The sequence below is a fragment of the Bradyrhizobium sp. USDA 3311 genome, assembly GCF_054062495.1.
Window position 1 is genome coordinate 627,967 of sequence record NZ_JBSSFI010000001.1, and the last position, 21,310, is coordinate 649,276.

Here is a 21,310-nt window from a genome sequence, read left to right on the forward strand (position 1 = left end):
ATGCTCCCGCGGATTTCATCGCCGCTCAGTTGCGTGAAATCGTCGGCGCGCGCATCCCGATCACCATGGTCGAAGGCAAGCGCAAGATGAGCCAAAACCGCCCCGCGCCTGATCGCATTGGTATCGCCAAGGGCCTAGTACCTCGTCACAGTGATTATGACTCTTTGGAAGTGGCGGGATAGGCGCCAGCCATTTTGGCGCGAGCCTTGTCTGTTGTGAACATCCATTTGATGCGGGAGCGGGCGGCATTTCGTTGTCGTTCCCAGGCGGTGATTTCGCGGAGCAGTCGCTTGGGGTCGTCGATCCTGCGATCCTGGCACTGGCCCCGCAGGACGCCGATTTCGATCTCGACCATGTTGAGCCAGCTTGCGTGTTTTGGGGTGTAGTGGAACTCGAGCCGTCGCAAAATCCGCCTGGCTTCGGCGGGCGGGAACGCCTGATAGAGGGCGCCGGCGGAGTGGGTCGATAAATTGTCCTGGACGACCCGGATGATCTCGGCGTCGGGATAATGGATGTCGACGAGATCACGCATGCATTGGGCGTAATCCCTTGCCGCTCGCCGCTCGGTGACCTTGACCTTGCGCCAGGAACGATGCACGTCGAGGAGAACGAAGAGATTGACCGTGCCATTGCGACGATACTCATAATCGTAACGTTCGAGCCTGCCGGGCTTGGCCGGGATGGGCTGACGCGTTTCGCCGATGAGTTGCACCGGGCTTTCGTCGAAGCACACCACTGGCCGCCTGGAGTCGGGCGCCTCGGCATAGAGGTCGAGCACATCCTCCATGCGGGCGACGTATTCGCCGTCGACCTGCGGAATGCACCACATGTCTTTGCGCCAGGGCTTGAGGGCATTCTCGGCCAGGCGCCGCCGAACCGTCTCGTGCGACAGGCTCTTGTGTTCGGTGAGCTTGACCATCGCACCCGCCAGCAGCTTTAGCGTCCAGCGGGCACGGCCCTTTGGCGGACTGGCGCAGGCTGTCGCCACCAGCAAGGCTTCTTCCTTGCCCGTGAGTTTGCGCTCCGCCCCGGGACGCGGCTCTTCGCTCAGCGCCCGCTCCAGATTGCCTTCCACGAAGCGTCGCTTGGTCCGGTACACGGTCGAGCCGCTCACGCCGACGCTCCTTGCGATCTCCTCGTCGCTGGTCTCGGCATCGGCGGCCAGCAAAATCTGCGCTCGCTTGAGCTTGCGGGACGCATGCTTGCCGCCGCTGAGCAGCGCCCTCAGATCGGTGCGCTCGATTTGGCTGAGTTCGACCCGATAGCGTACATTCATGGTGTGCCTCCTCGTTCGAGGCACGCACAAACAACTGAATCGGATGGCCGGCGTGAGTCCTTCGACAAAACCCTTCACGCCCACGCAGGGGCAGTATCTGGCTTTTATCCACCTCTATACCCGGCTGCATCGCAGGCCCCCGGCCGAAACCGACATCCAGGAATATTTCCGCGTCAGCCCGCCTACGGTTCACCAGATGGTGCTGACACTAGAACGCGCCGGCCTCATCAGACGGCAGCCAAGGACGCCTCGCAGCATCGAGGTCCTCGTTGATCCGAAACTCCTGCCGGAGCTAATCTGACCGCCGGACCCAACCTGTCAAAATCACTGTGCAGAGCCACTAGCGGCGAGCAAACTGGCGCGGGACCAAGGAAGTTGCAGCTCTTATCTTGGTTCAGGACTGAGACGACAATGTGCATGCCCCGCCAACCGCGACGCTCGACAGAGAGCGATCTTACATCTACAGCTCTCACAGGCTCCAGCGGGCGGGCCATCAATTACCTCGCGAAATTCACTTACGGAACGATCAGCTCCAAACTTACGCACTGTGTAGACGCTTGTACGTATTCTAACAGAGACGCAATGTCGCGTCAGGTCCAGTACAGCGCGCATAGTAAGTGTTGAGACTTTCGAACGCCCATTCGGCATTGTGGCTTTCCCAGCACCGCCTAGCATGGCATGGCTTAAAACAAATCGATTCAGAAACAGAGCCCACAAAAACAGCAATGCTCACACTCTCCAAACCACAGGAAGAACGGTGCTCCCGTTCAGCTCACTAACGTGCGGTACACCCATTCCAGCTCTGTTCGGACATATCTACTACGACCACTCCAGACATGTAGACCAGCAAATTCCTAGTCTCGAACACATTACCGCGCGATGACGTGCCGAGGTTCACGCATGAAATCCGCCATTTTATTTCAACTGGAATGGCATACTCCTCGATCACGCAAATGCGATGTTGCAGACGGTCAATGCCATTTTGGGCGGGTTCAGCCGCGCAACGATCGATATGGATAGGTTTCGAGAGTTTGAGCTCCCTTTCTCCATTCTTTTCCGCAATCCGGGTATGTCGAGAGATGAAATCGAGCTCGTGCATGGCAAGGATGGCGCCATTTTTCACGACACCTACGAATTCTTAGCGCGCAACGCTGCCTTACGCAAAGGCGTAAAGGGGCGTGAAATGTCTTGCTCGCCGCTGATCAGAGAGCCGTTCAAGCCGTCATTGTCAGCAATCAATTGTTGAACTAGTTGTTTAGTCCCGGCATTTGCTGGAGCGGATTAAGTTTGAATCGTTCTGGCTGGGAAGTCGAGCATTTGCAGATGTATTCGTAGGGCGTGAGGCCCTTCAGGGTCTTCAGCCGTCGAGCGTAGTTGTAGGCGTTAATGAAGTCGGCAAGGTGTGCTTCGAGCTGATCGTGTCGATCGTAATGGTAGCGTTGGACGGTCGCTTCCTTGATCGTGCGGTTCATGCGCTCGACCTGGCCATTGGTCCAGGGATGCTTGATCTTGGTCAGCCGATGTTCGATGCCATTCTCTTGGCAGCGGATATCGAACATATGTGTCGTATATCTTGCCGTCGGGCCGTCCGCGTAGCGCGGCGGGAAAGTGAACTGGATCCCATTGTCGGTGAGAACCGTGTGGATCTTGTAGGGGACAGCCGCGATCAGGGCTTCGAGGAAGGCCGAGGCGGAGGTCCTTCCCGTCTTCCTGACCAGTTGCACGAAGGCGAACTTGCTGGTGCGATCGATGGCGACGTAGAGGTAGAGCTTGCCTTCAGCGGTCTGCAGCTCGGCGATGTCGATGTGGAAGTAGCCGATCGGGTAAGCCTTGAACTTTTTCTTCGCAGGCTTGCTGCCTTCGACCTCTGGCAATCGGCTGATGCCGTGGCGCTGGAGACAGCGATGCAGGGATGATCGCGTCAGATGCGGGATGGTCGGTTGGAGCGCATAGAGGCAATCGTCGAGCGGCAATAGCGTATGCCGCCGGAAAGCGACGATGATCGCCTCCTCCTCGATGGAAAGCACTGTCGACTTGGCGTCCCTGGGGCCTGTCGGGATATCGGCGACAGTCTCGCGCTCCTTCCACTTCGCGACAGTCTTCTGGTTGATCCCGTAGCGCTTGGCGAGCGCCCTCAGGCTCTCTTGACTATTTTGTATTGCTCGACGGACTGCCTCCGTCGTGGTGGCGCAGCCGTGTAAAACTTGTCCCATAGCGCATCCTTCGAATCGTGCGATAAGAATGCACCATCAAAGCCTGGGACTAAACACCTAGTTCGCGCACAAGCGCAACGACTTCGAATGAGACTCATGTCAGCGACATTTTGGCATTTGAGCCGCGCAACTAGCATGGGCAAGCAAGACCGGCTGCGCTTGTATATGCAGATCAATGATTATCCCAGAAAGAACTGTCATCGTGGGCGATATGCTAGTTGAGACGGAAATTGCCCGCAATCTCGGTCATATCAACGTATCAATCGTGGGAGAATTTGTTTTCGAAGCGCGCTTGAGCCCGGCAAGACCCAACTACATGATTCACGACCATCATGAAATATTAGCAATTTTACAGAAGCATTGCTTTTCTCAACACCATTGATGATCACAAAAGCATAGCTGAAGATCTGCCGTTGGCGCGCTCCTGCTCTCCGTTACGTCTTCACGATTCGACAATCGAAGGGTGAGGTCGTCGATCGAGTTCTTTCGCCACTCGGCCCAGCCATCGGCTCAGTTCGATGACTCGCGCCAAATACCGCGATTCGTTCAGTGCCCTTTGGCGAGTACATGTCGTCTTTCGCTTGGCACGATGCTTGCTGAAGATCATTCGCTCCAGGAGGCGAGGAAGAACTACAAAGGCTTGGAAAAGAAAGATGAGCACAATGGCTTTGGTCGGTGGCGTCATTCCGAGCACCGATGTTGTGAAATGTGCAGCGCGCATCGGTGCCGAAGTCATAAATATCAAGCTATCAGGCGATCTACCGGATCAGGCTATCGCCGCGATCAACAACTTATTGCTTGAGCACAAAGTGATCTTCTTCCGCAATCAGGGGCATCTCAATGACGCCGAGCAGGAGCGCTTTGCCGCTCGTCTCGGAAAGCTAGTGCCACATCCGATGCTCGGTGCCACCAAGGGGACGGCGTCGCTCCTCGAACTGGACTCCACTCGCGGCGGCGGCCGCGCCGACGTCTGGCATGCGGATGGGACCTTCGCCGACGCCTATCCCAAGATTTTGGTCCTGCGGGCCGTTGTAATGCCACCGTTCGGAGGCGACACCGTGTGGTCGAACACGGCTGCCGCTTATCTTGATCTGCCGCCGCCGCTACAACGGCTTGCCGAGGGCCTATGGGCCGTTCATAGCAACGTTTTCGATTACGCCGGCATCGCGCGCGTCCGCGAGGTCGACAAGAAACACTTTGACGAGGTATTCACCAGAACGGTTTTTGAGACCGAGCATCCCGTCGTACGCGTTCACCCCGAAACAGGCGAGCGGACGCTAGTGCTCGGCGCTTTGGTGAAGCACTTTGTTGACGTCCCCAAATACGACGGACAAAAGCTGTTCGATCTGTTCCAGTCTCACGTCACCGCGCCCGAAAACACTGTGCGCTGGAACTGGTTGGAGGGCGATATTGCGATATGGGATAACCGCGCAACGCAGCATTACGCGGTCAACGATTACGGGGACCAGCATCGCGTCGTACGTAGGGCCACGATCGAGGGCGACGTGCCTGTCAGCGTCGATGGCCGGAGCAGTGTAACGCGCCTGAAGGTGACCGAATAACTGCACGTCGACGCCCAGCGCTCTCGCGTCTGAAAACCGAGAAAACCTGGTAATGGGAGTTGTTTCGGGCAGACGCGGGAACACACTTTCCGACACGATATCTCAGCTCTTAGCGCCAACTCGGCAGCGCCAGGTTGATGCATTGCGTCTATTTTAACGTCGACCAACGGCTTCGAGAAACCTTGAGCATTGCTGTCCATCGCCTGCGTCCGGTACGTGGCCTTCACGTTTCAGTTTAGAAATTCCTCGATCCGTGGCCATAAAGCGCCCCAACATGCGGGCGGTGAGTTTAGTCGGATCGACCACTTGACTACCTTGACGCGTAAGCGCTTCTGCATACGTAACGAGATCACGATGCACGGCCGCAGGCAGCTCCGTACTCACTTTGACAGGCTCGTCGTCTGGAAGCTCTCCGATTTTGATTTTTGGCATGTTGTCACCCTCTATACGGCGTAAGTATGAGGTCATGATCGACATGAACACGAACCAGGAAGCCAGGTCGCACGGTCAGAGTAGGCTGGATGCTGAGACTGCGGCGAACGACCTGCTGCCCGGTCTGGTTTAGTGAGCCCGAGGCACCGTGTCGCAATGCCTGGATGATTGCGCTGTCGCTGCTGTTGGTGTCCGAGCCGGCACCCAGTTCAGTCCCGATCGCCAGAAACGTCGATAGTGCCGCAGCTTTGAACAACTCGCCCCAATGATTGTCGACCTGATCTTCGAGACCTGCATACCCGGCAGTATCAGCGCCAAGCTGCCGCTCGAGAACGATAGAACGTCCATTCGGCATGATCAGCCGTGTCCAGAGGAGCAGGGCGCGAGACTGGCCGAAAGTGACCTGGCTATCGTAGATGCCGATCAGACGCGCCCCCCTGAGCGGTCGGTTCGGACTGGCTGATACGGCCGCTCTCGGGAGCGCCAACGTGCCGCGCATCAGGTGAAGATTGTACGGAGGGGTCTCAGCGCCGGTTTGCGGGTCGATGCGGCGGGCGACATTAGGAGCGCGCTCCCAGATCGGTACGCCTCTGCCGGCCATCCGGCGCGCCTCGAGCCATTTGGCCATCCGCGCTCGATAAGTCTCGGCGACGCTTCTCCGCTCTGCGCGTCCTTTGCCATCCGTCGCTCACAACGGGCTTCACGGGCATCGAGCTCCGCTCGTGCCGCCGGGACATCCGGCACAAAGACATCGACGTATTTGAGCGACCAGCGCGCAGCCTGGCGCCGATGATCGGTTCGGGAATACGCGGCGTAGCATTCTCGGCCGGTGCCGGCGGCCGCTTGGCAACATGGTGAGCCGCACGCCCACGCCACGGCAGAAAGCGAATGCCGCCTTCCGTCTGCCATGGCGACAGATGGGGAGACCTCGACGTACTTCACTGTCTCGTGTGGGCGTTCGCCGGCCACCATTGCGATCTTCGGCCCAGCGATCGGCGGCCGCGTTTGCGCCCGCACTAGCAGTCGCGCTCGCAAGCAGGTCCTTTCTGCATCGACACCGGCGCCGATGGCGGGCTATTATTTCCAATTGAAGTAATTCTTGCTGTAGGCGTCGTACAGGTGTTTGATTTGCTCCAGGTCGTGTAAGGTTCGGAACCGAGAATGATGGCCAACGCGCCCGAGGTCCATAAGGCTCATTTGGTACGATCGCAGCTTGGCATGAGAGCGGCACAATATGTCCGCATGTCGACACAGCGGCAGCAATACTCGATTCAGAATCAGGCCGCTGTGATTGCAGCATACGCACACGCCCATAGCCTGACGATTGTACGAACCTATCGCGACGAGGGTGAGAGCGGTCTGCTCATCAAGAACAGGGCCGGCCTTATGCAGCTCATCAAGGATGTCCAAACAGGAGAAGCCGATTTTGGTCATATTCTGGTCTATGACGTAAGCCGGTGGGGCCGCTTTCAGGACGTCGACGAGAGCGCGTATTACGAATTCGTCTGCAAACAGGCGGGCATCAAGATAACATATTGTGCTGAGCTGTTTGACAATGACGGCAGCATGCTCTCCAGCATCGTCAAGAACATCAAGCGAGTAATGGCGGCGGAGTACAGCCGTGAGCTCTCGGCAAAGGTTCACATTGCGCAGTGCCGGTTCGCGCGACTTGGCTTCAAGCTCGGAGGTCGCCCTGGTTATGCACTGTTGCGGGAACTTGTCGATCAGAGTCAGAAGTCACGAGGCGTGCTGAAGAACGGTGATCGGAAGTACCTCACGACTGATCACATCCGAGTGCGACCCGGCATTCCCGAGGAAGTAGCCGTGGTGAAGTGGATCTTCGAGCGATTCCTGCAGGTAAAGTCGGAAGCGATTATCGCCCGAGAGCTAAACCGGAGGGCCATACTCACGAACACAGGAGTTCGGTGGACTCGTGCATCGGTTAACAGAGTGCTTAGAAACGAGAACTACATTGGAAACCAGACCTTTAACCGCCGATCACGCAAGCTGCGGCGGACCAGCACCTGCAATCCTCCCGAACTTTGGATCACCAGCGAGGGATGTATCGAGCCGATCATCGAACGCGAAGCCTTCCTGAAGGTAAATAAGATCATTGAGGAACGGCGTGTCGACCTCACTGAAGAGGAGATGCTTGCCCGTCTACGCCAAACGCTGCTCAAGGAAGGACGCCTGAGCTCCGCTATCATAGCCAGCACGATAGGCCTTCCCTGCACCTCCACCTATCAAACTCACTTCGGCAGCTTGATGAACGTGTATCGGCTGATTGGCTACGCTCCCAAGCGCAGCTATGGGTTTCTTGAGTCGCGCCCGCGGTGGGCGGAGCAAGAGGCCAAGCTCGGCTCTCAGATCGCCATGGCCATCAGGAAAGCCGGTGGTCGCACCGCCTCTGGCAACAGGACAGGTTACTTGCGCGTGGATGGATCGGTCAACATCTCAATTCGATCAGCCCTCTGGTGCGGAAGGCAAAATCGAGCGCCGTACTGGTCGATCAAGCGTAGGGCACGCCTGCCTCAGGGCTGGATTGCCGCCATCAGGCTGTCTGAGCATAACGAATCGGTGCTCGATTACGTGCTGCTGTCGACCCACGGGAAAGTAAGACGAACCATAAACTTTTCTGAGAGGGCTCGCGTTCGCCGTGGAATCGCTCGCTTCGATACTACTGACGCTCTGGCTCGAGCGATCACGAAGCGAGTAATTCGGAAAGGCCGTTCTTCCCCAGCGCCACAGGGCAAGCGATCGAGACCAAAGCAGCCCAAGACCAAGAACGCCCGCGCGCGGCGCTGATCAAACGCAGGGACAGAACTCCGCGAAGCAGTGCTTCACAATTCTTTTAGAAGCTGAGATCTCGAGACCTTCCCACTTGCCGCGTTTCGCTGTCTAGGAGCGACATGCCTCGCCGTTGGCTTTGCCCCACTATTCGTTCAGCGCCGAACTGGTGCTAGGCGGCCCAGGGGACTCGTGGCCCGGTCTCGAAGCATTGCGATAGCCATACCGCCGCGGCCGGCAGAAGCGTCGGGTCAACGTTAAAACTTGTCGATTGATCTTGGAGCCTCGCATCTGCCGATCGGCTCGACTCGCAAGAACTGAATACGCACACGGGCAAGGCCGCGGGATTGTCGCAGGCGCGCGAGCGCTGGCGGGTTTATGATGTGGCGCGAGAGGTTCAGGCGGCCTGCTGATCGGCGGGCATGTCGGCTTGGCGCAGGCGCTTCCATTCCCAGGGCAGCAGTTCGTGCAGACGCGAGGCGGGAAGATCGGCGATGCGAGCGAGGACGTCGGCGAGCCAGGCTTTCGGGTCGATGTCGTTGAGGCGTGCGGAGGTGATGAGGGTGAGCATGACGGCGGCGCGGTCGGCGCCGCGTTGGGGCCGACGAAGGTCCAGTTGCGCCTTCCCAATGCGATGCCCCGCAACGCTCTTTCGGCCGCGTTGTTGCTGAGGCAGATCCTCCATCGTCGAGGAAGCGGGCGAAGTCGTCCCAGCGCCTGAGCATGTAGTTCATGGGCTTCAGGACCTCGAAAGAGCGCGAGAGGGTTTTGCGCTCACGCAGCAACCAGGCGTGCATGTCGTCGAGAAGCGGTTTGCTCTTCTCCGGCGCACGGCGCGCCGCTCGTCCGCCCTGCGGCCGTTGATGGTGCGCTCGATCTCGAACAGCGCGTCCAGACGCCTGACCGCCTCCAGCGCGATCGGGGCCTGTTGCGTAATTCGTCAATTGTGATTCCCTAGGGAAAAGCCTTGGAGGGTAGCGATGGCGGTTAAGCAGACGGGACAGCCGAGCTTTGTGGAAGCGCTGATGCCGAAGGGGGCCGGCGCGAATGCGGCGCTGGATCGGCTGGCTGGCCTGGTCAAGTGGTACCGGTTTTAGAAGCTGATTGGCCATTTGCGAGATGAAGGGAGCCCCGGTCGGCCAGGCTATCCGGTGCTGGTGCTGTTTCGTGCTGTGTTGTTGCAGTCGCTCTATGGTCTTTCGGAGCGCGAGCTCGAGGAAGCGCTGGGCGACCGGTTGTCGTTCAAGCGCTTCGTCGGTTTGAGCCTTGAGGATGCGCCCCCGACCACACGGTCCTGAACCGCTTCCGGAACCAGCTCGTTGAACAAGGCCTGCTGGAGGAGCTGTTTGGCGAACTGGATCGTCAACTTGAGAATGCTGGCGTGATCCTCAAGCGCGGCACGATGCTGGATGCGACCCTGATCCAGGCAGTCTCGGCTCCGCCCAAGGAGGATCGCCCCTCAAACGATCCTGATGCCCGGTTTGCCAAACGGCAGGGCAAAAGCGGCGCAACCTTCGGTTACAAGGCCCATGTCGGTGTCGATGAAGGATCCGGCTTGATCCGCGCGGTGTTGACCACACCCGCTAACGTCAACGATACGACACCTGCGGTTGCTTTGATCCGCGGCGATGAAGCTGCGGTGTGGGCGATGCGGCTTACTGGGATCCCGGCTAGCGAGGCCGACGTCCGGAGGCTCTGGTACGCACGGGCATCGAACTCGGCATTGCATCGAGCCGAAGCGAAAGGTTGCATATCCCTATGACCAGGCGCTTGTCGCCAACGACACAAGTCGACGAAAACCTCTTTGCTAGACTGAAGGGTTCGCGATCGCAACTCGCCACGACCGATGCGTCGTACTTTTTTCCAATCTGAGCATCACCGCGGCCATCACTATTTGTCTTTGAACGACAAGGATTCCTGTGCCTTTCCAACACGGGCCTCTAGTCACGGAGTTTATCGTTCCGAAATCCACGCAAGAAGGCAATCTCCTCTACTCAATCGTCGCTGCAGGACCGGCTCAGCGGCACTTCAGTGACCGATCATACTTGGCCAACCTATCGCCTCACCGGCGGGGCTTTGGAAAGAGCATCGCGACCGATCTGTGTAAGGCGGTCAGGTCTTATTTCTCCTGTGCTCGCAGCTTCCAGAATTGTCGAGGCAACATGGGTGCGAGCACCGGTATCGTACCGGGAAAGATTCTTGCAGACGTTGTCGAGGACCACCCGTAGGAGCGCGGTGGTGGGGGCATCTAACATTTGGAAGATCTCCCTCGTTTTCTAGCAGATAATGCAATGTAGCTTTCGCGTGACGAGCGCCACGTAGAAACTAACCAAAGTCGAAAACTCGAGAGGTCACCATGGTAGAAGAAGCTGACAAAAACGCAACAAGCAGATGTCTGTTTGACGCATTCCCGCTGTTTTGAATTGAATTAAAGCGCGACGCGCGACTGCGCGTGACGCAGATGAGGCCGCATCTCGATCGGTCCTGCGTCTCGTCCGACGCACCTGAGGTGACTGCATCGCGCGGCTTGCTCGAACGGGGGCTCGTCCGATCGGCGGAAGTCCAACGTCTCTCAACCCTGCACCGCAGGTCCATTTGTATGAGCAGGACTCAGACTAATGTCTCCATCACGCTTGACCATCGGACATCAGCGCGATTGCGCTCTCTGTCGCGCGAACGCGTAGACCGGATTGATGCCGCAATAGGCGTAGGTGCCGGATGCAGTGGCCATGCACTGATCATAGGTCGAGAACTGGCAATTGCCCGGATATCCCCAGGTACGTCCCTGCAAGCAATAAACGTCCTGCCGAGCCGGGGGGATATACGAACGACCCCGCGGAGCGGCGGTCGAGGGCGATCCAAAACCGATGACGATGGGAAGTGCAAGCACACCGATGAACAGAAGGTTGCGCATGAGACCTCTAGCCTCCGTTAAGTCTTGCAGAAGGATAGTGGATCCGGATTTGATGTCTTGATCTTTGTCAATGGCAAATGGCGGGTCGCCGTCCGTGGGCCGATTGCCTTCGAAAGGAGCTCGGGTGGGACGGAGCTCCGAGTTCAGAGCAGAAATCCTGCTGCTTGTCGAAAGGAACGCATCTTTCCAGCGTCACGAGGTACATGTGCGGCGGAAAGCGCTAACGGGGCTTGAGAACTCTCGCGCTCCGGAAAGAATCGATTCGGGGTGGCCCTAAGTCTACGGAGAGCTTAGCAAGGCCGAAACGCGGAAAATTCACGGGCCTTTAGGTTTGCCGTCGAGCGCGTATTGCTTGAGCTGCACGACTTAAGGGACTTGGCGGAGCTCATGAACCGTTCAGCGAGCTCTTCTGGGTGATCGGCCTGATCCGGCGCAGCAGTGAATCGGCATATTCCTCGCGCTCGCGCGTAAAGCTCTCTTGATGCGCTTTGAAACTCTCGACCCGCTTCCTGATCTCATCGCGTTCGCTGCCGCCATGGTCGGGCACGCTGAGGCCAGCGAGCTCGACGATTTCCTTCTGCTGAGGCCGCGGCAGCTCGATCTCGACCTTCAGCGATTTAGCGAACGCCGTCGTTTCAGCGACGAGCGCATCGAGTTCGCTCTTCCAGTCATGCATTGACGTCCCCCCGCACGACTCGGCCACGCGGGACGAGCCAGTTCATCACAAACCAGGCTGCGACAATGGCGCAGACGCCAATTGCCAGATAGGGCAGCCCAACCCACCGTTTCTCCTTGAAAAAAGCCGCCGACAATACCGCCGACGGCCCTCCGGGTTCAAAATGCTCATCGTGAAAAAATGCAGTCCAGCCCCGGCGGCATGATCCTAGACCCAAAACGCGTCGTTTCCAAGTTTTACCGAGCAGGAAGCTTAACGCAGATGGATGCGGGCCGCGCTGGGACAGGATGCGGCCTCCGGAGGGAACCACCGCCCCTGTTTCAAACAATGTGCAGCGCCTGGACCTCTCTCGGACCGCTTGCATCAAGGCGTGTAATGGTCTTGTCTCGACGCGGTCAGTCGTATTACGGCGACTGCAACGGGTGTTGGCCAAGATTAGGAAGCCGGTGACGCCCGACCATACATCGTGAACTAAATTTTTGAGTTAGTGAGCGTTCGAAATGACAGATTGTGTGATTGTCCGTGCCTCCGGCAAGCAATTGGATCACTTGCGCGAAGAGGCATCGCGCATTGCACGACAAAGCAAAATCGACTGGTCGATTGAGCGAGGTGCCGAAGGAGCGCATTTTTGCTTCGAGGATGCCGAATCGAAAAAGGCTTTCGTCACGATCTGCGAGGGCTTTGCTATCCCACACAGAGAGGCTTAGCAACCGAGATCGCGTGCAATAGGTCGGTGAGGCCAGAATCTGCGCCGGCCGCACAGCGAATCCGTCGTGATCGCAGAAAACTAGCGATATTTCGTGAGAGAGGGACTCCAGTCGGCAGCGACCGCCTCGAGCTCGACGTTGCGCGGCACTGGCTGGCGGACGACGATCTTCTCGCGCATCTCGACCGGGCGGATCTTGTGCTCGGTCACGTCGGTACGGATCTTGGTGCGTATTCCGGCTCGATTTGCAGGGCGGCATGGCCGGCGCCCGTGGTCGTGGTGACCGTCGACTGGGCCATTGCGCCCGTCGAGATCAGCGCGGAAGCCGCGGACAGCAGTAACAGCTTCTCCATGAATATCTCCTTGCCCCTGAATGCTGCGCTGCGTGAACCCCGAGTAATGGCAATCGTTCCGGGAGCACGACAGGTTCCGATACGCTCTCTGGCATTCTATGCGCTGTTGGATGGGATGCGAATTTTAGAACGCGCAGTTTCGGCAGCCTCGACCAACAAGGTCGAATTGTTTGGACCTGCAACTATCCCTTCCCTCGCCCGTTCCCAAGCATGGAGTTTGGGCTAATGACAATATTCGGAAGAAAACCTCGTTCTCCCCGCAGAAGGACCAATCAAGAAGCGTGGATGGCAATCGACGGGGCTTTCGCGGCGAGGAGATGTTCGGTGTTGGACATCTCCAAAGGCGGCGCGACAATCAGGGTCGAGGATCTAACGTTCGTTAGGCCCGTGTTTCAACTTAAACTCTTTCGCGCGGACCAGGGTAGGCGTTGCAAGGTTTCATGGCAAAAAGGTCTCCTGATCGGCGTCGAGTTCTGTTGAGTGACTATGAGGTAATACCCGCATGCAAACAGTCGAGACGACTAATCCAAAGGTGGCGAGGCGCTGCCGCTATGACCAACATCGCGGGCAAAAAACAACGTTGAGTTTAGAGGGATCGCTCGTCACGGGGTTGGTCCGGTCGGTCATGGAAGTTAAGTCCCCCAGCAACCCCACACGCTGGATCATCACCGTTCTTGCCAAGCCGAGCATCGCAGCCTAACCGAGCAAATCCACCATTCGCCGGAGTGTTTAGTCGAGGAAAATGATGGGAAAGTTGGACCACAAGGTCTTTCAGCGAGCGGTTCTCTTTCTCAAGAAATTCCATCGTCACTTTCATTCGATCTTCGTCGTCAAAAATCTGGGTTCGGCGTTCGTAGAGCTGCACCAGCCCTGGATCGAGAAGATTGCATAGCCAAGACGGCAAATGCGCTAATTGCGATCGATGGATGATCGAGCCAGGTTCGTACTACTTGCTGCTGCAACGTCTCACCCAAGCTGACGTGACCGTCTTCGTCGCACAGAGTCCTTGTATCCGGGCGCTCCTGATAGATTGGTGCCCCGTCGATCGGCGGCTCGGAAGGGCTCCCGAAGGCGCGGCTCAATCGGACCAATTTGGCATTGCCGGATTGCCGGCCATCCTGTAGACGAGCCGCGCACCGTTGCCGACCACCTTTCAGCGGTCGCCCGCAGCGGGGCCTGTAGCTCAATGGTTAGAGCCGGCCGCTCATAACGGTCTGGTTGCAGGTTCGAGTCCTGCCGGGCCCACCATTCAGAACGCTGCTGTATGCGGACACTTTGAAAACGACTCGATTTCCGCTTTAAGAACGACTCGATTTCGTTTTGAAAACGACTCGATCTCAGATCCCACTGATACGACTGATGAATTTCGCCTGTTTTTTTCGCTGATTTTTGACCGCCAGAAAAAGCGAGGGGGTCTTTTTCACCCAACGTCGTAGCCAAGGGTTTGCCCTGACACCTGCTGCTAACCGGTGCTTCTTTTGATGTATTGCATCCGGAGATCGATGACTTCAACGTCGTCTCTTCCATCCCCCGCCAGCGCAGCGCCCGCGTGGTCGGCGAACAAGCGGTGATACTTGTCGACGAGGCCTTTCTGCCCTCTCCAACCGCCGTCCCGCTGCTTGTCGGCGAGTGGCCGGTCGATGAGCGCGTACTTCTTCGGAATGTCAGCCGGAGCTGTCGCCAGGGAATGAGCGTCGCCTCGAAGGTCAGCCCCGGCGCCGCTGCGGCCGTGCCGGTGCACTTCGCTGTCGCGCCCTTCACGACGCCATCGAGCTTCAGCTCCAAGTCATCGATGCCGAACACCGTCGCATGGCCTGCGGTGTGTCGCTTCGTGGTGACGGTCGCCGTAAAGCGATCTCCAACGGTTTCGTAGGTGCCGCCGTACGTGATGATGCTGTCGCCTCCGGAGATCTTGCCGTTCTCGAAGTGAACGATGCCGGTCCCCTCGCCCCTGGGCGTCTTGAACCAGGCTGAGTAGGTGCCGTCCTTGAGCATGCCGATGCTCTCCAAGCTCGAAGCGATTCAGCACGCAACCCGACGCCGGTTAGGTTAAGGCGGAGTGAATCGCAGCGACCGTAGCAGTACGGTGCTCGGGATTCCGCGCCGGCATCGGAACCGCTGAGAGGCAGCGGGGCGGGCCGGACCGTGGAAGCGGACAAACGATGGAAAAAAACCGAAGTCGAGTATCCACCCTGAGAAGTGCCCGGAACAACGAGTTACTAAAATCTGCGGGTTTTCTGAAGTCGTGCTATCCTGCTGGCAGGAGGAAGACGTCATGTCCACTTCCAAGAAACCATTGAACCCCGCTGATTTTCCGGTGACTGCAGAAGGCAAAAAAATCAAAAAGCAGGACGGCAAGCCGATCGCAAATACTGAGGATCCAGATCTCGCCGCCGACGTGGCCGAGCGCCTTAACGACGACGAAGCTCGGCGCGAAGAAGATAAGTGGTCAGCCTGATCTGCCCTGGTCGTCGGGCGGCGCGCCTATAAGCTTGAGCAGCGCTTGGCCGTCGGCCACATCTCGTAGATGCTCCCCGTCCAGGAGCAACCATGAGAACCAACTCGCGCCAGCATCTCGATTCGATCAGCGGACGGGACCCGACCTACCTCGAGTCGCTGATCCGCGAGGATTACGAGCGATGCCATCCCGGCGAGACTCTGGACGATCTCAAGCGGCGCGCGTCCTTTTCGAGAGAGGACAGAGGCCTGCTGCGGGACTGGATGGCGGTCGCGGCGGCTCGCGCCGCTGCCGAGTGCAGGGCCAAGCCATCGCCGCCACGCTGACGATCCGCTGATCCGCGCCGAAGGATCGCAGCCTCCCAGCGATCCGGTTCAACCCGACCCGGTCCCGGTATCGAGTAGCTGCGAGACGGCGGCAGCCAATTGCGCCGGCGCAAAGGGCTTCTCGATCAGAAGGCTGCCATCGACGCCCTGCGATTTCCAGTCCGGCGCGCTGGCGCTCGTCATGTAGACCACGGGAAAGCCAGGCGCGATCTCCCTAACCTGCCGCGCCAGATCCCATCCGCTGATGCCCCCACCCAGGTTGACGTCCGTCAGCAGCGCCTGACACCCTTCGTGGCCGTCGCGAAAGGTCGACAGGGCCGCCTCTCCCCGAATGGACCGAGCAGGCCTCGAAGCCGCCGTCCGACAAGGCGTCCTCGATGAAGCTGCAGATCAGCACTTCATCCTCCACGACCAGGACACGAACGGCGTTACTCACTCTTCAAGTCTCCTCGACAGCCCATGCGGGTCGTCTGGCGTGACGGCGGGCGCGTTGGCCCGCCCGCCTCAAGCCACCGGCACGCCGTAGTAAGCGTTCACGGAGCGCGTGGTGGCGGGGTCGCTCCAATTCCAACTGCTCTCGTCGGCATATTTGGGGGCGCCGCGGAGCTGGTCCTGGGTGATGCCGCTGACGTAGCCCGCGAGGTTGGTGTCGTATTTCAGCGCCTGCCAGGGCAGCGGATAGTGATCGTCGCCGATGCCGAGCAGACCGCCGAAGCTGAGCACCGCGTACGACACCTTGCCGCTGACCTTGTTGATCATGACGCGCTCGATGTAGCCGACCTTTTCGCCGTCGGCCCCGTACACGTTCGTGCCCTCGACCTTGTCGCTTCCAATCAGGCTGAACGTCTCGCGATCTTCCATGGTCATTTTGACCTCCCGGATGTTGTCTTCTGGAGTCAACGGGAGGACGATGGTTCCGTTCCTGGCTGAAGCCTTGGCGGCCTTGTTCTGGATGAGCGGAGTTCGAGGATGGAGCTGACCGAGCTGGAGCGCGAATTTTTGAGGAAGCTGCTCGGCGAATCCTGGGTCAGCCCGCCGATGTTCGACCATGAGATCGTGGCACGGCTGGTGGAGCTGGGTCTCGTGGAAACCGAGCCGCTTCCATCTGGCGATATCGAATACCGGATCACTGACGCGGGCCGAGCGGCGGCTACCGCGTAAACGTAGATCGGCAGATGCAGCAGGTCCTGAAGGGCATCGGCCGGTGATCAAAAGGGTGGAACGGAGGCAAGGCTGGGGCGGCATCGTCGGAGCTTGCACGGCACTAGGCCGCACACGCCTCAGGACCAGCCACGGGGAGTGCGGATCTTAGCGCCCTGTGATGGCGATCGCCGGACAAGGACGCCGACGGAATTCAGGCCTCCAGCCCCAGGCTCGCGCCACATCCTGAAGTTCGTTTTTGCTTCGCCCCCGCTGCGCCCTTCCGACGACCTTCTTCGGGTCGCATGATGACCTGTTCAAGCGCATCCAGCCGACCTATCGCGGGCGACCCTTCCAAACTACGCGCGGCCTTCGCGGATAAGGCGGCAACGGCCGAAATCTTGGTCTGCCGCGCAGCGTGGCTACGGAGAATGGAGTGGTAAATTTTCACGTAGTCCGATGCCATGCGACGGGAGGAGAACCGCTCCTCGAAGCGCATCCGGATCGCTTTCCGGTCCAACGCCAACAGCTCTGGAATGGCCTGCACCGCCTCATCGAGGCTTGAGACGATGCGCCCGGTCAGCCCGTCCTCGACGATCTCCGGGACCGATCCGCAGCGGAAGGCAAGCACCGGCGTTCCGCAGGCCATGGCCTCGATCATGACCAGCCCGAACGGCTCGGGCCAATCGATGGGGGAAAAGCAATCCGGCCGCCCGGTCAAATATGAAACGACCCGCTCCGTTCCGCCATACAGCCGTGGCGGGACGCTCTCGAAGAGCGGCGCAATCTGCGCGATCCTCATTCATTCCTCCCGTACAGCCAGTCACACCCGTTAAAGGCCGACGCCAGTTCAGTGGCCCCGAGCGCGGGGATGACCCGCGAGCCGTCGGTCTGGACGTGGCGCGCCTGCACGGGCTTCTCTCTGTCGATGCTCCAGGTCTTCGCATCCTGTTGCAACCGGCTCGTCCAGCGCTGCTCCAGACGGTCGATTACGTAACGGGGTAGACGGATATCTTCCATGGGATCCTCCTCACGCCGCCAGCACCCGCGACGTGGAAAACCGTCGCTTTGGCTTTCCGCCGGGCGGATTGCGCGGATTGCGTGGGCCGCCATCCAGATCGCATAATGCATCCAGGATGGCATCGATGCTGACAGGCGCCTTCAGTCCATGGGGCGCACGAAGCCCCGGACCTGACGCAATCGCCGAAGCGTCGGAAGCCCAGGAGGCGAGGATCGCCCGCTTCTCGGCCAGCGAAAGCGACGGATGCCTAACCACGTCCTTGGGATGCTCGAAGACGGTGCCGGGGTGCAGGAGCGCTTGGAAGTCGAAGACGTTGTCGGTGGCGGTCGTCGGCCGCATGTTTTCCTCCCTTCGAAGACGAGTGGATGGACGACCCGTAGACCGGGCCGCCGCAATACGTACTGGTTCAAGCCGCCCTGGATTCGAGCTTGTGCAGGTTGTCCGGCGTCGCTCCATTGATGGCGATCCGTCGCGGCTTCATGGCCTCGGGAATCTCCCGGATGAGTTCGATCTTGAGCAGACCGTTGTCGAAGGACGCGTTCTTGACCTGAACGTAGTCGGCCAGGTTGAACTGGCGCTTGAACGCGCGGGTCGAGATGCCGCGGTACATAAATTCGCGTTCAGTCTTGTCCGTCTTGTTGCCCTCGATCGTCACGACGTTCTGCTCGGCCGTCACCGAGATTTCGTCGGGAGAGAAGCCGGCCACCGCGAGCGAAATCTGGTAGCGATCGTCGCCGAGCCGTTCGATGTTGTAGGGCGGGTAATTGTCCTCGGTCGCGCGCTGGGCGGATTCAGCGAGGTCGAAAAGGCGGTCGAAACCGATGGTCGAACGCCAGAGCGGTGAGAAGTCGTAACTGCGCATAGCCAGATCCTCCACGGAGCAAAATGGTTACGAGCGGCACCGGACACGACCGGTGCCCGTCTCTGGATTCGCCGAGCCCGTCAGGCGCCCGGAGAGCCGCCCTGCGGCGGCGACTCGAAAATTAGAGAAACCGAATTTGGTTTCAAGGGAGGCCCGGAAAATTTTCAGCCAGCCTGGGCCGTCTGGTTAACGGGCTTCCGCTGCGCCACCAGGGCGTCGGCGACATGAGGCCCGAGACTTTGCCCGTCGTCGGCCGAAGCGGCGACATTCGACTTTCCAGGTTTCTTCATGTGGCACGACCGGTCCGTCGGCCGGTCGCTTTTCGCGTCCTACACTCCCCTTGAAACGAAATCGCCCCATCCTAGTTTTTGTGCAGCCACGCGGGAGCGTGGCGCCGGATGCCTCTTCGGGTCCGGCAGAGGCCATCGGGGAGATACTCCGATGTTGCTCCTATCCATATTGCTCAGCGGAGGATGTGGTTATGAGAACCTACGATCTATCACCCTTCTGGCGCTCGACCATCGGGTTCGACCGCCTCTTAGACCTGGTGAACGATACGGTAGACGACGGCGACACTTTCCCGCCGTATGATATCGAACGCATCAGCGAGGACCAGTACCGGATTTCGCTGGCGCTGGTCGGCTTCACCCTGGCCGACGTGGCGATCACCGCAGAGCGCTCGACGCTCACGGTCGAAGGCCGCAAGGCCAACGAGGATGAACGCGACTACCTGTATCGGGGAATCCCCGTCCGGCCCTTCCGGCGCGTATTCAACCTGGCCGACTACGTCCAGGTCAAGGACGCGACGTTCGAAGACGGCCTGCTGCTCAGGATTGCCCTGGCGCGGGAAGTGCCGGAGGCGCTGAAGCCGCGTCAAATCACGATCGACGTTGCCGGCAACGACCACCAGAAGAGCGATCGGACACAGGCGGCCTGACACCGGCTGCTGCCCAGCGAGCCGCTGCGCGGCTCGGTTCGCGCTGCGGACTGCTGGTCGATTGACGACCAAACCCAAGAAAGGAGGACCACAATGGCACTACGCGAACTCATTCCATGGAACAACGGCTCCCGCAATGTACCTGCGCGACGCACCGAGGGCGACAACCCGTTTCTTTCGCTGCATCGCGAGATGAATCGGCTCTTCGACGACGTATTCCGCGGCGTCGATATCGGCCGGTTCGCCCCGCCGGCGACGATGGGGTGGCCCAGCGTCGAGCTCAACGAGACCGACAAGGAAGTGAAGGTTATCGCCGAGCTTCCCGGCATCGAGCAGAAAGACGTCGAGGTCGAACTTGCCGACGGCGTGCTGACGATCAGCGGCGAGAAGAAGAGCGAAACGGAAGACAAGGAGCGTCGCTTCAGCGAGCGCCACTATGGACGTTTCGAGCGGCGTATTCCCGTCGACGACGTCGACCAGGATAACGTCGCCGCGTCGTTCAAGAACGGGGTCCTCACCGTCACGCTGCCGAAGTCACCTACGGAACAGCGGAAGGTGAAAAGGATCGCCATCAACGGAAAGTAAGACGAAGCGGACGGGGGGCCGCCCCCGCCCGCCTGGTTCGAAGGAGGCGTTCATGAACATCGCGCCTTTATCGACACATTCGGACTTTACGACGCGTCGGCCCGTTTCAGAGACGCCGGTGACGAACTCGGTATTTCCGGCGGATGCGCAGGCCGTGATCTACAAGGCTGCCCCCTCGCCGATGACTTCGGGACGGGCTCGCGCACAGCGCTGGACGCTGCGTTTCGAGCGCCGCTCGGCCCCGTACATCGAACCGCTGATGGGTTGGACCGGCGACGACGATCCCCTCTCGCAGGTCAAACTTTCGTTCCCGTCCGTCGCAGCCGCCATCGCATATGCGCGCCGCCAAGGTCTGCAATACTCAGTGCAGGGCTTGCCAGCGCAGGGGGCGAAGCCGCGCCTGGTTTCGGACAATCCCGAGGTTGAGGGCCTAGCCGCCAGCCAGCAGCGGCGCCGACGGCTGGAATGGATTGAGCGGACCCTTGGGCCGGAGGTGATCCGCCACGGGTCCGGGCCTGGGGCTGAACCTGCCGAGAGCTACGCAGATCCGCAACAGGTGCTGCTGGACAGCAATCTGTCGCCGGCGCGAAAGCGCGACATCCTGCGGCGCTGGGCTCTTCATGCCTCTAAGATTGAGACGGAGCACTCGAAAGGTAACTTGCTGGCGACGCCTTCCCATCTCCAGGAAGTGATCGACGCGCTACTCGATCTCGAGGAGCCGCAGATTACGGCAGCATCCTTCGAGCATGTCGACAGAAAGGCAAGCTGACTTCGCGCAGGTGGTCGGCCCGCTCACGGCGAGGCGCCTCGCCTATCTTTCCGAAACAGAGGTAGCGCGATCATGGATGTTGAAGAATAAGTCAGAGGTTGATGCCATGGCAAAGGCAACCAAATTCTTGCGCAAGCAGGCCGACAAAGCCGAGCGAAAGGCGAGAGTGACCGCTGATGCAAACCTTTTGAACTTGGCAAAGGCCTATCGCACTCAAGCGGACGTGTTGAAGGCCAAGCGAAAGCAGGTAAAGAAGCGACGATGACCCAGGCATCTGAAATTGGCCTTTGATC

At 59.3% G+C, this 21,310-nt stretch carries 27 protein-coding genes, 1 tRNA gene and 3 pseudogenes; 16 read left to right on the forward strand and 15 right to left on the reverse strand.

Going from position 1 to position 21,310, the window contains the following annotated elements; genetic code table 11:
- Nucleotides 1–154: 154 nt before the first annotated feature.
- Nucleotides 155–1,276 carry an IS630 family transposase gene (locus ACVWW6_RS02935; RefSeq protein ID WP_456680099.1) on the reverse strand — a complete coding sequence of 374 codons (1,122 nt, stop codon included), beginning with the start codon at nucleotides 1,274–1,276 and terminating at the stop codon, nucleotides 155–157.
- 43 nt (nucleotides 1,277–1,319) lie between these two features.
- On the opposite strand from ACVWW6_RS02935, the gene ACVWW6_RS02940 reads away from it, so the two are divergent.
- Both ACVWW6_RS02940 and ACVWW6_RS02945 read left to right on the forward strand, forming a co-directional pair.
- Nucleotides 1,320–1,577: a LexA family protein gene (locus ACVWW6_RS02940; RefSeq protein WP_161533226.1), complete on the forward strand. Its 258-nt coding sequence runs from the start codon at nucleotides 1,320–1,322 to the stop codon at nucleotides 1,575–1,577.
- Nucleotides 1,578–2,234: 657 nt separating this feature from the next.
- Nucleotides 2,235–2,522 carry a hypothetical protein gene (locus ACVWW6_RS02945; RefSeq protein WP_271553303.1) on the forward strand — a complete coding sequence of 96 codons (288 nt, stop codon included), beginning with the start codon at nucleotides 2,235–2,237 and terminating at the stop codon, nucleotides 2,520–2,522.
- A 1-nt stretch (nucleotide 2,523) separates the two neighbouring features.
- On the opposite strand, the gene ACVWW6_RS02950 is transcribed toward ACVWW6_RS02945, so the two are convergent.
- A complete protein-coding gene (locus ACVWW6_RS02950; protein WP_456680100.1) occupies nucleotides 2,524–3,489 on the reverse strand; it encodes an IS481 family transposase in 966 nt (321 codons plus the stop codon).
- Nucleotides 3,490–4,142: 653 nt separating this feature from the next.
- Here ACVWW6_RS02950 and ACVWW6_RS02955 point away from each other — a divergent pair.
- Nucleotides 4,143–5,051, forward strand: coding sequence for a TauD/TfdA dioxygenase family protein (locus tag ACVWW6_RS02955; RefSeq protein ID WP_161533225.1), 909 nt, complete (start codon nucleotides 4,143–4,145; stop codon nucleotides 5,049–5,051).
- Nucleotides 5,052–5,204: 153 nt separating this feature from the next.
- Here the strand turns inward: ACVWW6_RS02955 and ACVWW6_RS02960 are convergent, their stop codons facing one another.
- Together ACVWW6_RS02960 and ACVWW6_RS02965 are read right to left on the reverse strand one after the other, a co-directional pair.
- Entirely contained in the window at nucleotides 5,205–5,483 is a 279-nt protein-coding gene (locus tag ACVWW6_RS02960; RefSeq protein ID WP_097669500.1) for a DUF2274 domain-containing protein, read from the reverse strand.
- 4 nt (nucleotides 5,484–5,487) lie between these two features.
- Nucleotides 5,488–5,922: pseudogene (locus ACVWW6_RS02965) on the reverse strand (TrbI/VirB10 family protein); the annotation flags it as partial.
- 722 nt (nucleotides 5,923–6,644) lie between these two features.
- Here ACVWW6_RS02965 and ACVWW6_RS02970 point away from each other — a divergent pair.
- Nucleotides 6,645–8,288, forward strand: coding sequence for a recombinase family protein (locus ACVWW6_RS02970; protein ID WP_456680101.1), 1,644 nt, complete (start codon nucleotides 6,645–6,647; stop codon nucleotides 8,286–8,288).
- Nucleotides 8,289–8,667: 379 nt separating this feature from the next.
- Here ACVWW6_RS02970 and ACVWW6_RS02975 read toward each other — a convergent pair.
- Nucleotides 8,668–9,195 (reverse strand): annotated as a pseudogene (locus tag ACVWW6_RS02975) (IS66 family transposase); the annotation flags it as partial.
- Nucleotides 9,196–9,421: 226 nt separating this feature from the next.
- Between ACVWW6_RS02975 and ACVWW6_RS02980 the strand changes: the two are divergent.
- The gene (locus tag ACVWW6_RS02980) at nucleotides 9,422–9,568 is read left to right on the forward strand and encodes a transposase (protein WP_456680102.1); all 147 of its coding nucleotides are present in this window, start codon (nucleotides 9,422–9,424) and stop codon (nucleotides 9,566–9,568) included.
- A gap of 83 nt (nucleotides 9,569–9,651) precedes the next feature.
- Nucleotides 9,652–10,032: a transposase gene (locus tag ACVWW6_RS02985; RefSeq protein WP_430649860.1), complete on the forward strand. Its 381-nt coding sequence runs from the start codon at nucleotides 9,652–9,654 to the stop codon at nucleotides 10,030–10,032.
- 885 nt (nucleotides 10,033–10,917) lie between these two features.
- Here ACVWW6_RS02985 and ACVWW6_RS02990 read toward each other — a convergent pair.
- Nucleotides 10,918–11,184: a DUF3551 domain-containing protein gene (locus tag ACVWW6_RS02990; protein ID WP_097670021.1), complete on the reverse strand. Its 267-nt coding sequence runs from the start codon at nucleotides 11,182–11,184 to the stop codon at nucleotides 10,918–10,920.
- Nucleotides 11,185–11,569: 385 nt separating this feature from the next.
- Entirely contained in the window at nucleotides 11,570–11,860 is a 291-nt protein-coding gene (locus tag ACVWW6_RS02995; protein ID WP_161533223.1) for a hypothetical protein, read from the reverse strand.
- Nucleotides 11,861–12,360: 500 nt separating this feature from the next.
- On the opposite strand from ACVWW6_RS02995, the gene ACVWW6_RS03000 reads away from it, so the two are divergent.
- Complete coding sequence (locus ACVWW6_RS03000; RefSeq protein ID WP_161533222.1) at nucleotides 12,361–12,567, forward strand: hypothetical protein; 207 nt, start codon at nucleotides 12,361–12,363, stop codon at nucleotides 12,565–12,567.
- Nucleotides 12,568–12,647: 80 nt separating this feature from the next.
- On the opposite strand, the gene ACVWW6_RS03005 is transcribed toward ACVWW6_RS03000, so the two are convergent.
- A complete protein-coding gene (locus tag ACVWW6_RS03005; RefSeq protein ID WP_256380416.1) occupies nucleotides 12,648–12,776 on the reverse strand; it encodes a hypothetical protein in 129 nt (42 codons plus the stop codon).
- The gene (locus ACVWW6_RS03010; RefSeq protein ID WP_246740479.1) at nucleotides 12,773–12,919 is read right to left on the reverse strand and encodes a hypothetical protein; all 147 of its coding nucleotides are present in this window, start codon (nucleotides 12,917–12,919) and stop codon (nucleotides 12,773–12,775) included. The genes ACVWW6_RS03005 and ACVWW6_RS03010 overlap by 4 nt, the downstream gene beginning before the upstream one ends.
- Nucleotides 12,920–14,091: 1,172 nt before the next feature.
- Between ACVWW6_RS03010 and ACVWW6_RS03015 the strand changes: the two genes are divergently transcribed.
- From ACVWW6_RS03015 to ACVWW6_RS03030, 4 genes are all read left to right on the forward strand, one after another.
- Nucleotides 14,092–14,167, forward strand: a tRNA-Ile gene (locus ACVWW6_RS03015).
- A 238-nt stretch (nucleotides 14,168–14,405) separates the two neighbouring features.
- The gene (locus ACVWW6_RS03020) at nucleotides 14,406–14,792 is read left to right on the forward strand and encodes a hypothetical protein (RefSeq protein ID WP_246740478.1); all 387 of its coding nucleotides are present in this window, start codon (nucleotides 14,406–14,408) and stop codon (nucleotides 14,790–14,792) included.
- Between the two features lie 402 nt (nucleotides 14,793–15,194).
- Nucleotides 15,195–15,377 (forward strand): hypothetical protein, encoded by a 183-nt coding sequence (locus ACVWW6_RS03025; protein WP_097669664.1) that lies wholly within the window; start codon nucleotides 15,195–15,197, stop codon nucleotides 15,375–15,377.
- Between the two features lie 92 nt (nucleotides 15,378–15,469).
- Nucleotides 15,470–15,703, forward strand: coding sequence for a hypothetical protein (locus ACVWW6_RS03030; RefSeq protein ID WP_161533221.1), 234 nt, complete (start codon nucleotides 15,470–15,472; stop codon nucleotides 15,701–15,703).
- Nucleotides 15,704–15,751: 48 nt separating this feature from the next.
- Here the strand turns inward: ACVWW6_RS03030 and ACVWW6_RS03035 are convergent, their stop codons facing one another.
- Together ACVWW6_RS03035 and ACVWW6_RS03040 are read right to left on the reverse strand one after the other, a co-directional pair.
- A complete protein-coding gene (locus ACVWW6_RS03035; protein ID WP_333937948.1) occupies nucleotides 15,752–15,886 on the reverse strand; it encodes a hypothetical protein in 135 nt (44 codons plus the stop codon).
- Nucleotides 15,887–16,207: 321 nt separating this feature from the next.
- Nucleotides 16,208–16,570 (reverse strand): PRC-barrel domain-containing protein, encoded by a 363-nt coding sequence (locus ACVWW6_RS03040; RefSeq protein ID WP_456680103.1) that lies wholly within the window; start codon nucleotides 16,568–16,570, stop codon nucleotides 16,208–16,210.
- A gap of 102 nt (nucleotides 16,571–16,672) precedes the next feature.
- On the opposite strand from ACVWW6_RS03040, the gene ACVWW6_RS03045 reads away from it, so the two are divergent.
- Complete coding sequence (locus ACVWW6_RS03045; RefSeq protein WP_212320337.1) at nucleotides 16,673–16,864, forward strand: hypothetical protein; 192 nt, start codon at nucleotides 16,673–16,675, stop codon at nucleotides 16,862–16,864.
- A gap of 193 nt (nucleotides 16,865–17,057) precedes the next feature.
- Here the strand turns inward: ACVWW6_RS03045 and ACVWW6_RS03050 are convergent.
- The 4 genes and pseudogenes from ACVWW6_RS03050 to hspD form a co-directional block, all read right to left on the reverse strand.
- A pseudogene (locus tag ACVWW6_RS03050) lies at nucleotides 17,058–17,556 on the reverse strand (glycosyltransferase); the annotation flags it as partial.
- An 85-nt stretch (nucleotides 17,557–17,641) separates the two neighbouring features.
- Complete coding sequence (locus tag ACVWW6_RS03055; protein ID WP_456680104.1) at nucleotides 17,642–17,863, reverse strand: hypothetical protein; 222 nt, start codon at nucleotides 17,861–17,863, stop codon at nucleotides 17,642–17,644.
- 10 nt (nucleotides 17,864–17,873) lie between these two features.
- Complete coding sequence (locus tag ACVWW6_RS03060) at nucleotides 17,874–18,203, reverse strand: hypothetical protein (RefSeq protein WP_456680105.1); 330 nt, start codon at nucleotides 18,201–18,203, stop codon at nucleotides 17,874–17,876.
- A 67-nt stretch (nucleotides 18,204–18,270) separates the two neighbouring features.
- Entirely contained in the window at nucleotides 18,271–18,726 is a 456-nt protein-coding gene (gene hspD, locus ACVWW6_RS03065; RefSeq protein WP_456680106.1) for a small heat shock protein HspD, read from the reverse strand.
- A 481-nt stretch (nucleotides 18,727–19,207) separates the two neighbouring features.
- On the opposite strand from hspD, the gene hspE reads away from it, so the two are divergent.
- The 4 genes from hspE to ACVWW6_RS03085 all read left to right on the forward strand — a co-directional run bounded on the left by hspE (nucleotide 19,208) and on the right by ACVWW6_RS03085 (nucleotide 21,282).
- Complete coding sequence (gene hspE, locus ACVWW6_RS03070; protein WP_456680107.1) at nucleotides 19,208–19,663, forward strand: small heat shock protein HspE; 456 nt, start codon at nucleotides 19,208–19,210, stop codon at nucleotides 19,661–19,663.
- 93 nt (nucleotides 19,664–19,756) lie between these two features.
- Nucleotides 19,757–20,248: an Hsp20/alpha crystallin family protein gene (locus tag ACVWW6_RS03075; protein ID WP_456680108.1), complete on the forward strand. Its 492-nt coding sequence runs from the start codon at nucleotides 19,757–19,759 to the stop codon at nucleotides 20,246–20,248.
- Between the two features lie 52 nt (nucleotides 20,249–20,300).
- Nucleotides 20,301–21,017: an ETC complex I subunit gene (locus tag ACVWW6_RS03080; protein WP_456680109.1), complete on the forward strand. Its 717-nt coding sequence runs from the start codon at nucleotides 20,301–20,303 to the stop codon at nucleotides 21,015–21,017.
- Nucleotides 20,995–21,282 (forward strand): hypothetical protein, encoded by a 288-nt coding sequence (locus tag ACVWW6_RS03085; protein ID WP_202633240.1) that lies wholly within the window; start codon nucleotides 20,995–20,997, stop codon nucleotides 21,280–21,282. The genes ACVWW6_RS03080 and ACVWW6_RS03085 overlap by 23 nt, the downstream gene beginning before the upstream one ends.
- Nucleotides 21,283–21,310: the final 28 nt, after the last annotated feature.

What these genes read in the sequence shown, in the direction of transcription:
- ACVWW6_RS03085 (WP_202633240.1), top strand. Translation starts at nt 20,995, where the DNA reads ATGTCGACAGAAAGGCAAGCTGACTTCGCGCAGGTGGTCGGCCCGCTC.
- ACVWW6_RS03080 (WP_456680109.1), top strand. Translation starts at nt 20,301, where the DNA reads ATGAACATCGCGCCTTTATCGACACATTCGGACTTTACGACGCGTCGG.
- ACVWW6_RS03075 (WP_456680108.1), top strand. Translation starts at nt 19,757, where the DNA reads ATGGCACTACGCGAACTCATTCCATGGAACAACGGCTCCCGCAATGTA.
- ACVWW6_RS03055 (WP_456680104.1), bottom strand. Translation starts at nt 17,863, where the DNA reads ATGGAAGATATCCGTCTACCCCGTTACGTAATCGACCGTCTGGAGCAG.
- ACVWW6_RS02955 (WP_161533225.1), top strand. Translation starts at nt 4,143, where the DNA reads ATGAGCACAATGGCTTTGGTCGGTGGCGTCATTCCGAGCACCGATGTT.
- ACVWW6_RS03025 (WP_097669664.1), top strand. Translation starts at nt 15,195, where the DNA reads ATGTCCACTTCCAAGAAACCATTGAACCCCGCTGATTTTCCGGTGACT.
- ACVWW6_RS03045 (WP_212320337.1), top strand. Translation starts at nt 16,673, where the DNA reads ATGGAGCTGACCGAGCTGGAGCGCGAATTTTTGAGGAAGCTGCTCGGC.
- ACVWW6_RS02995 (WP_161533223.1), bottom strand. Translation starts at nt 11,860, where the DNA reads ATGCATGACTGGAAGAGCGAACTCGATGCGCTCGTCGCTGAAACGACG.
- ACVWW6_RS03030 (WP_161533221.1), top strand. Translation starts at nt 15,470, where the DNA reads ATGAGAACCAACTCGCGCCAGCATCTCGATTCGATCAGCGGACGGGAC.
- ACVWW6_RS03000 (WP_161533222.1), top strand. Translation starts at nt 12,361, where the DNA reads ATGACAGATTGTGTGATTGTCCGTGCCTCCGGCAAGCAATTGGATCAC.
- hspD (WP_456680106.1), bottom strand. Translation starts at nt 18,726, where the DNA reads ATGCGCAGTTACGACTTCTCACCGCTCTGGCGTTCGACCATCGGTTTC.
- ACVWW6_RS03060 (WP_456680105.1), bottom strand. Translation starts at nt 18,203, where the DNA reads ATGCGGCCGACGACCGCCACCGACAACGTCTTCGACTTCCAAGCGCTC.
- ACVWW6_RS02950 (WP_456680100.1), bottom strand. Translation starts at nt 3,489, where the DNA reads ATGGGACAAGTTTTACACGGCTGCGCCACCACGACGGAGGCAGTCCGT.
- ACVWW6_RS02945 (WP_271553303.1), top strand. Translation starts at nt 2,235, where the DNA reads ATGTTGCAGACGGTCAATGCCATTTTGGGCGGGTTCAGCCGCGCAACG.
- ACVWW6_RS02970 (WP_456680101.1), top strand. Translation starts at nt 6,645, where the DNA reads ATGATGGCCAACGCGCCCGAGGTCCATAAGGCTCATTTGGTACGATCG.
- ACVWW6_RS02940 (WP_161533226.1), top strand. Translation starts at nt 1,320, where the DNA reads ATGGCCGGCGTGAGTCCTTCGACAAAACCCTTCACGCCCACGCAGGGG.
- hspE (WP_456680107.1), top strand. Translation starts at nt 19,208, where the DNA reads ATGAGAACCTACGATCTATCACCCTTCTGGCGCTCGACCATCGGGTTC.
- ACVWW6_RS02990 (WP_097670021.1), bottom strand. Translation starts at nt 11,184, where the DNA reads ATGCGCAACCTTCTGTTCATCGGTGTGCTTGCACTTCCCATCGTCATC.
- ACVWW6_RS02960 (WP_097669500.1), bottom strand. Translation starts at nt 5,483, where the DNA reads ATGCCAAAAATCAAAATCGGAGAGCTTCCAGACGACGAGCCTGTCAAA.
- ACVWW6_RS03035 (WP_333937948.1), bottom strand. Translation starts at nt 15,886, where the DNA reads ATGACGAGCGCCAGCGCGCCGGACTGGAAATCGCAGGGCGTCGATGGC.
- ACVWW6_RS02935 (WP_456680099.1), bottom strand. Translation starts at nt 1,276, where the DNA reads ATGAATGTACGCTATCGGGTCGAACTCAGCCAAATCGAGCGCACCGAT.
- ACVWW6_RS03040 (WP_456680103.1), bottom strand. Translation starts at nt 16,570, where the DNA reads ATGACCATGGAAGATCGCGAGACGTTCAGCCTGATTGGAAGCGACAAG.
- ACVWW6_RS03010 (WP_246740479.1), bottom strand. Translation starts at nt 12,919, where the DNA reads ATGGAGAAGCTGTTACTGCTGTCCGCGGCTTCCGCGCTGATCTCGACG.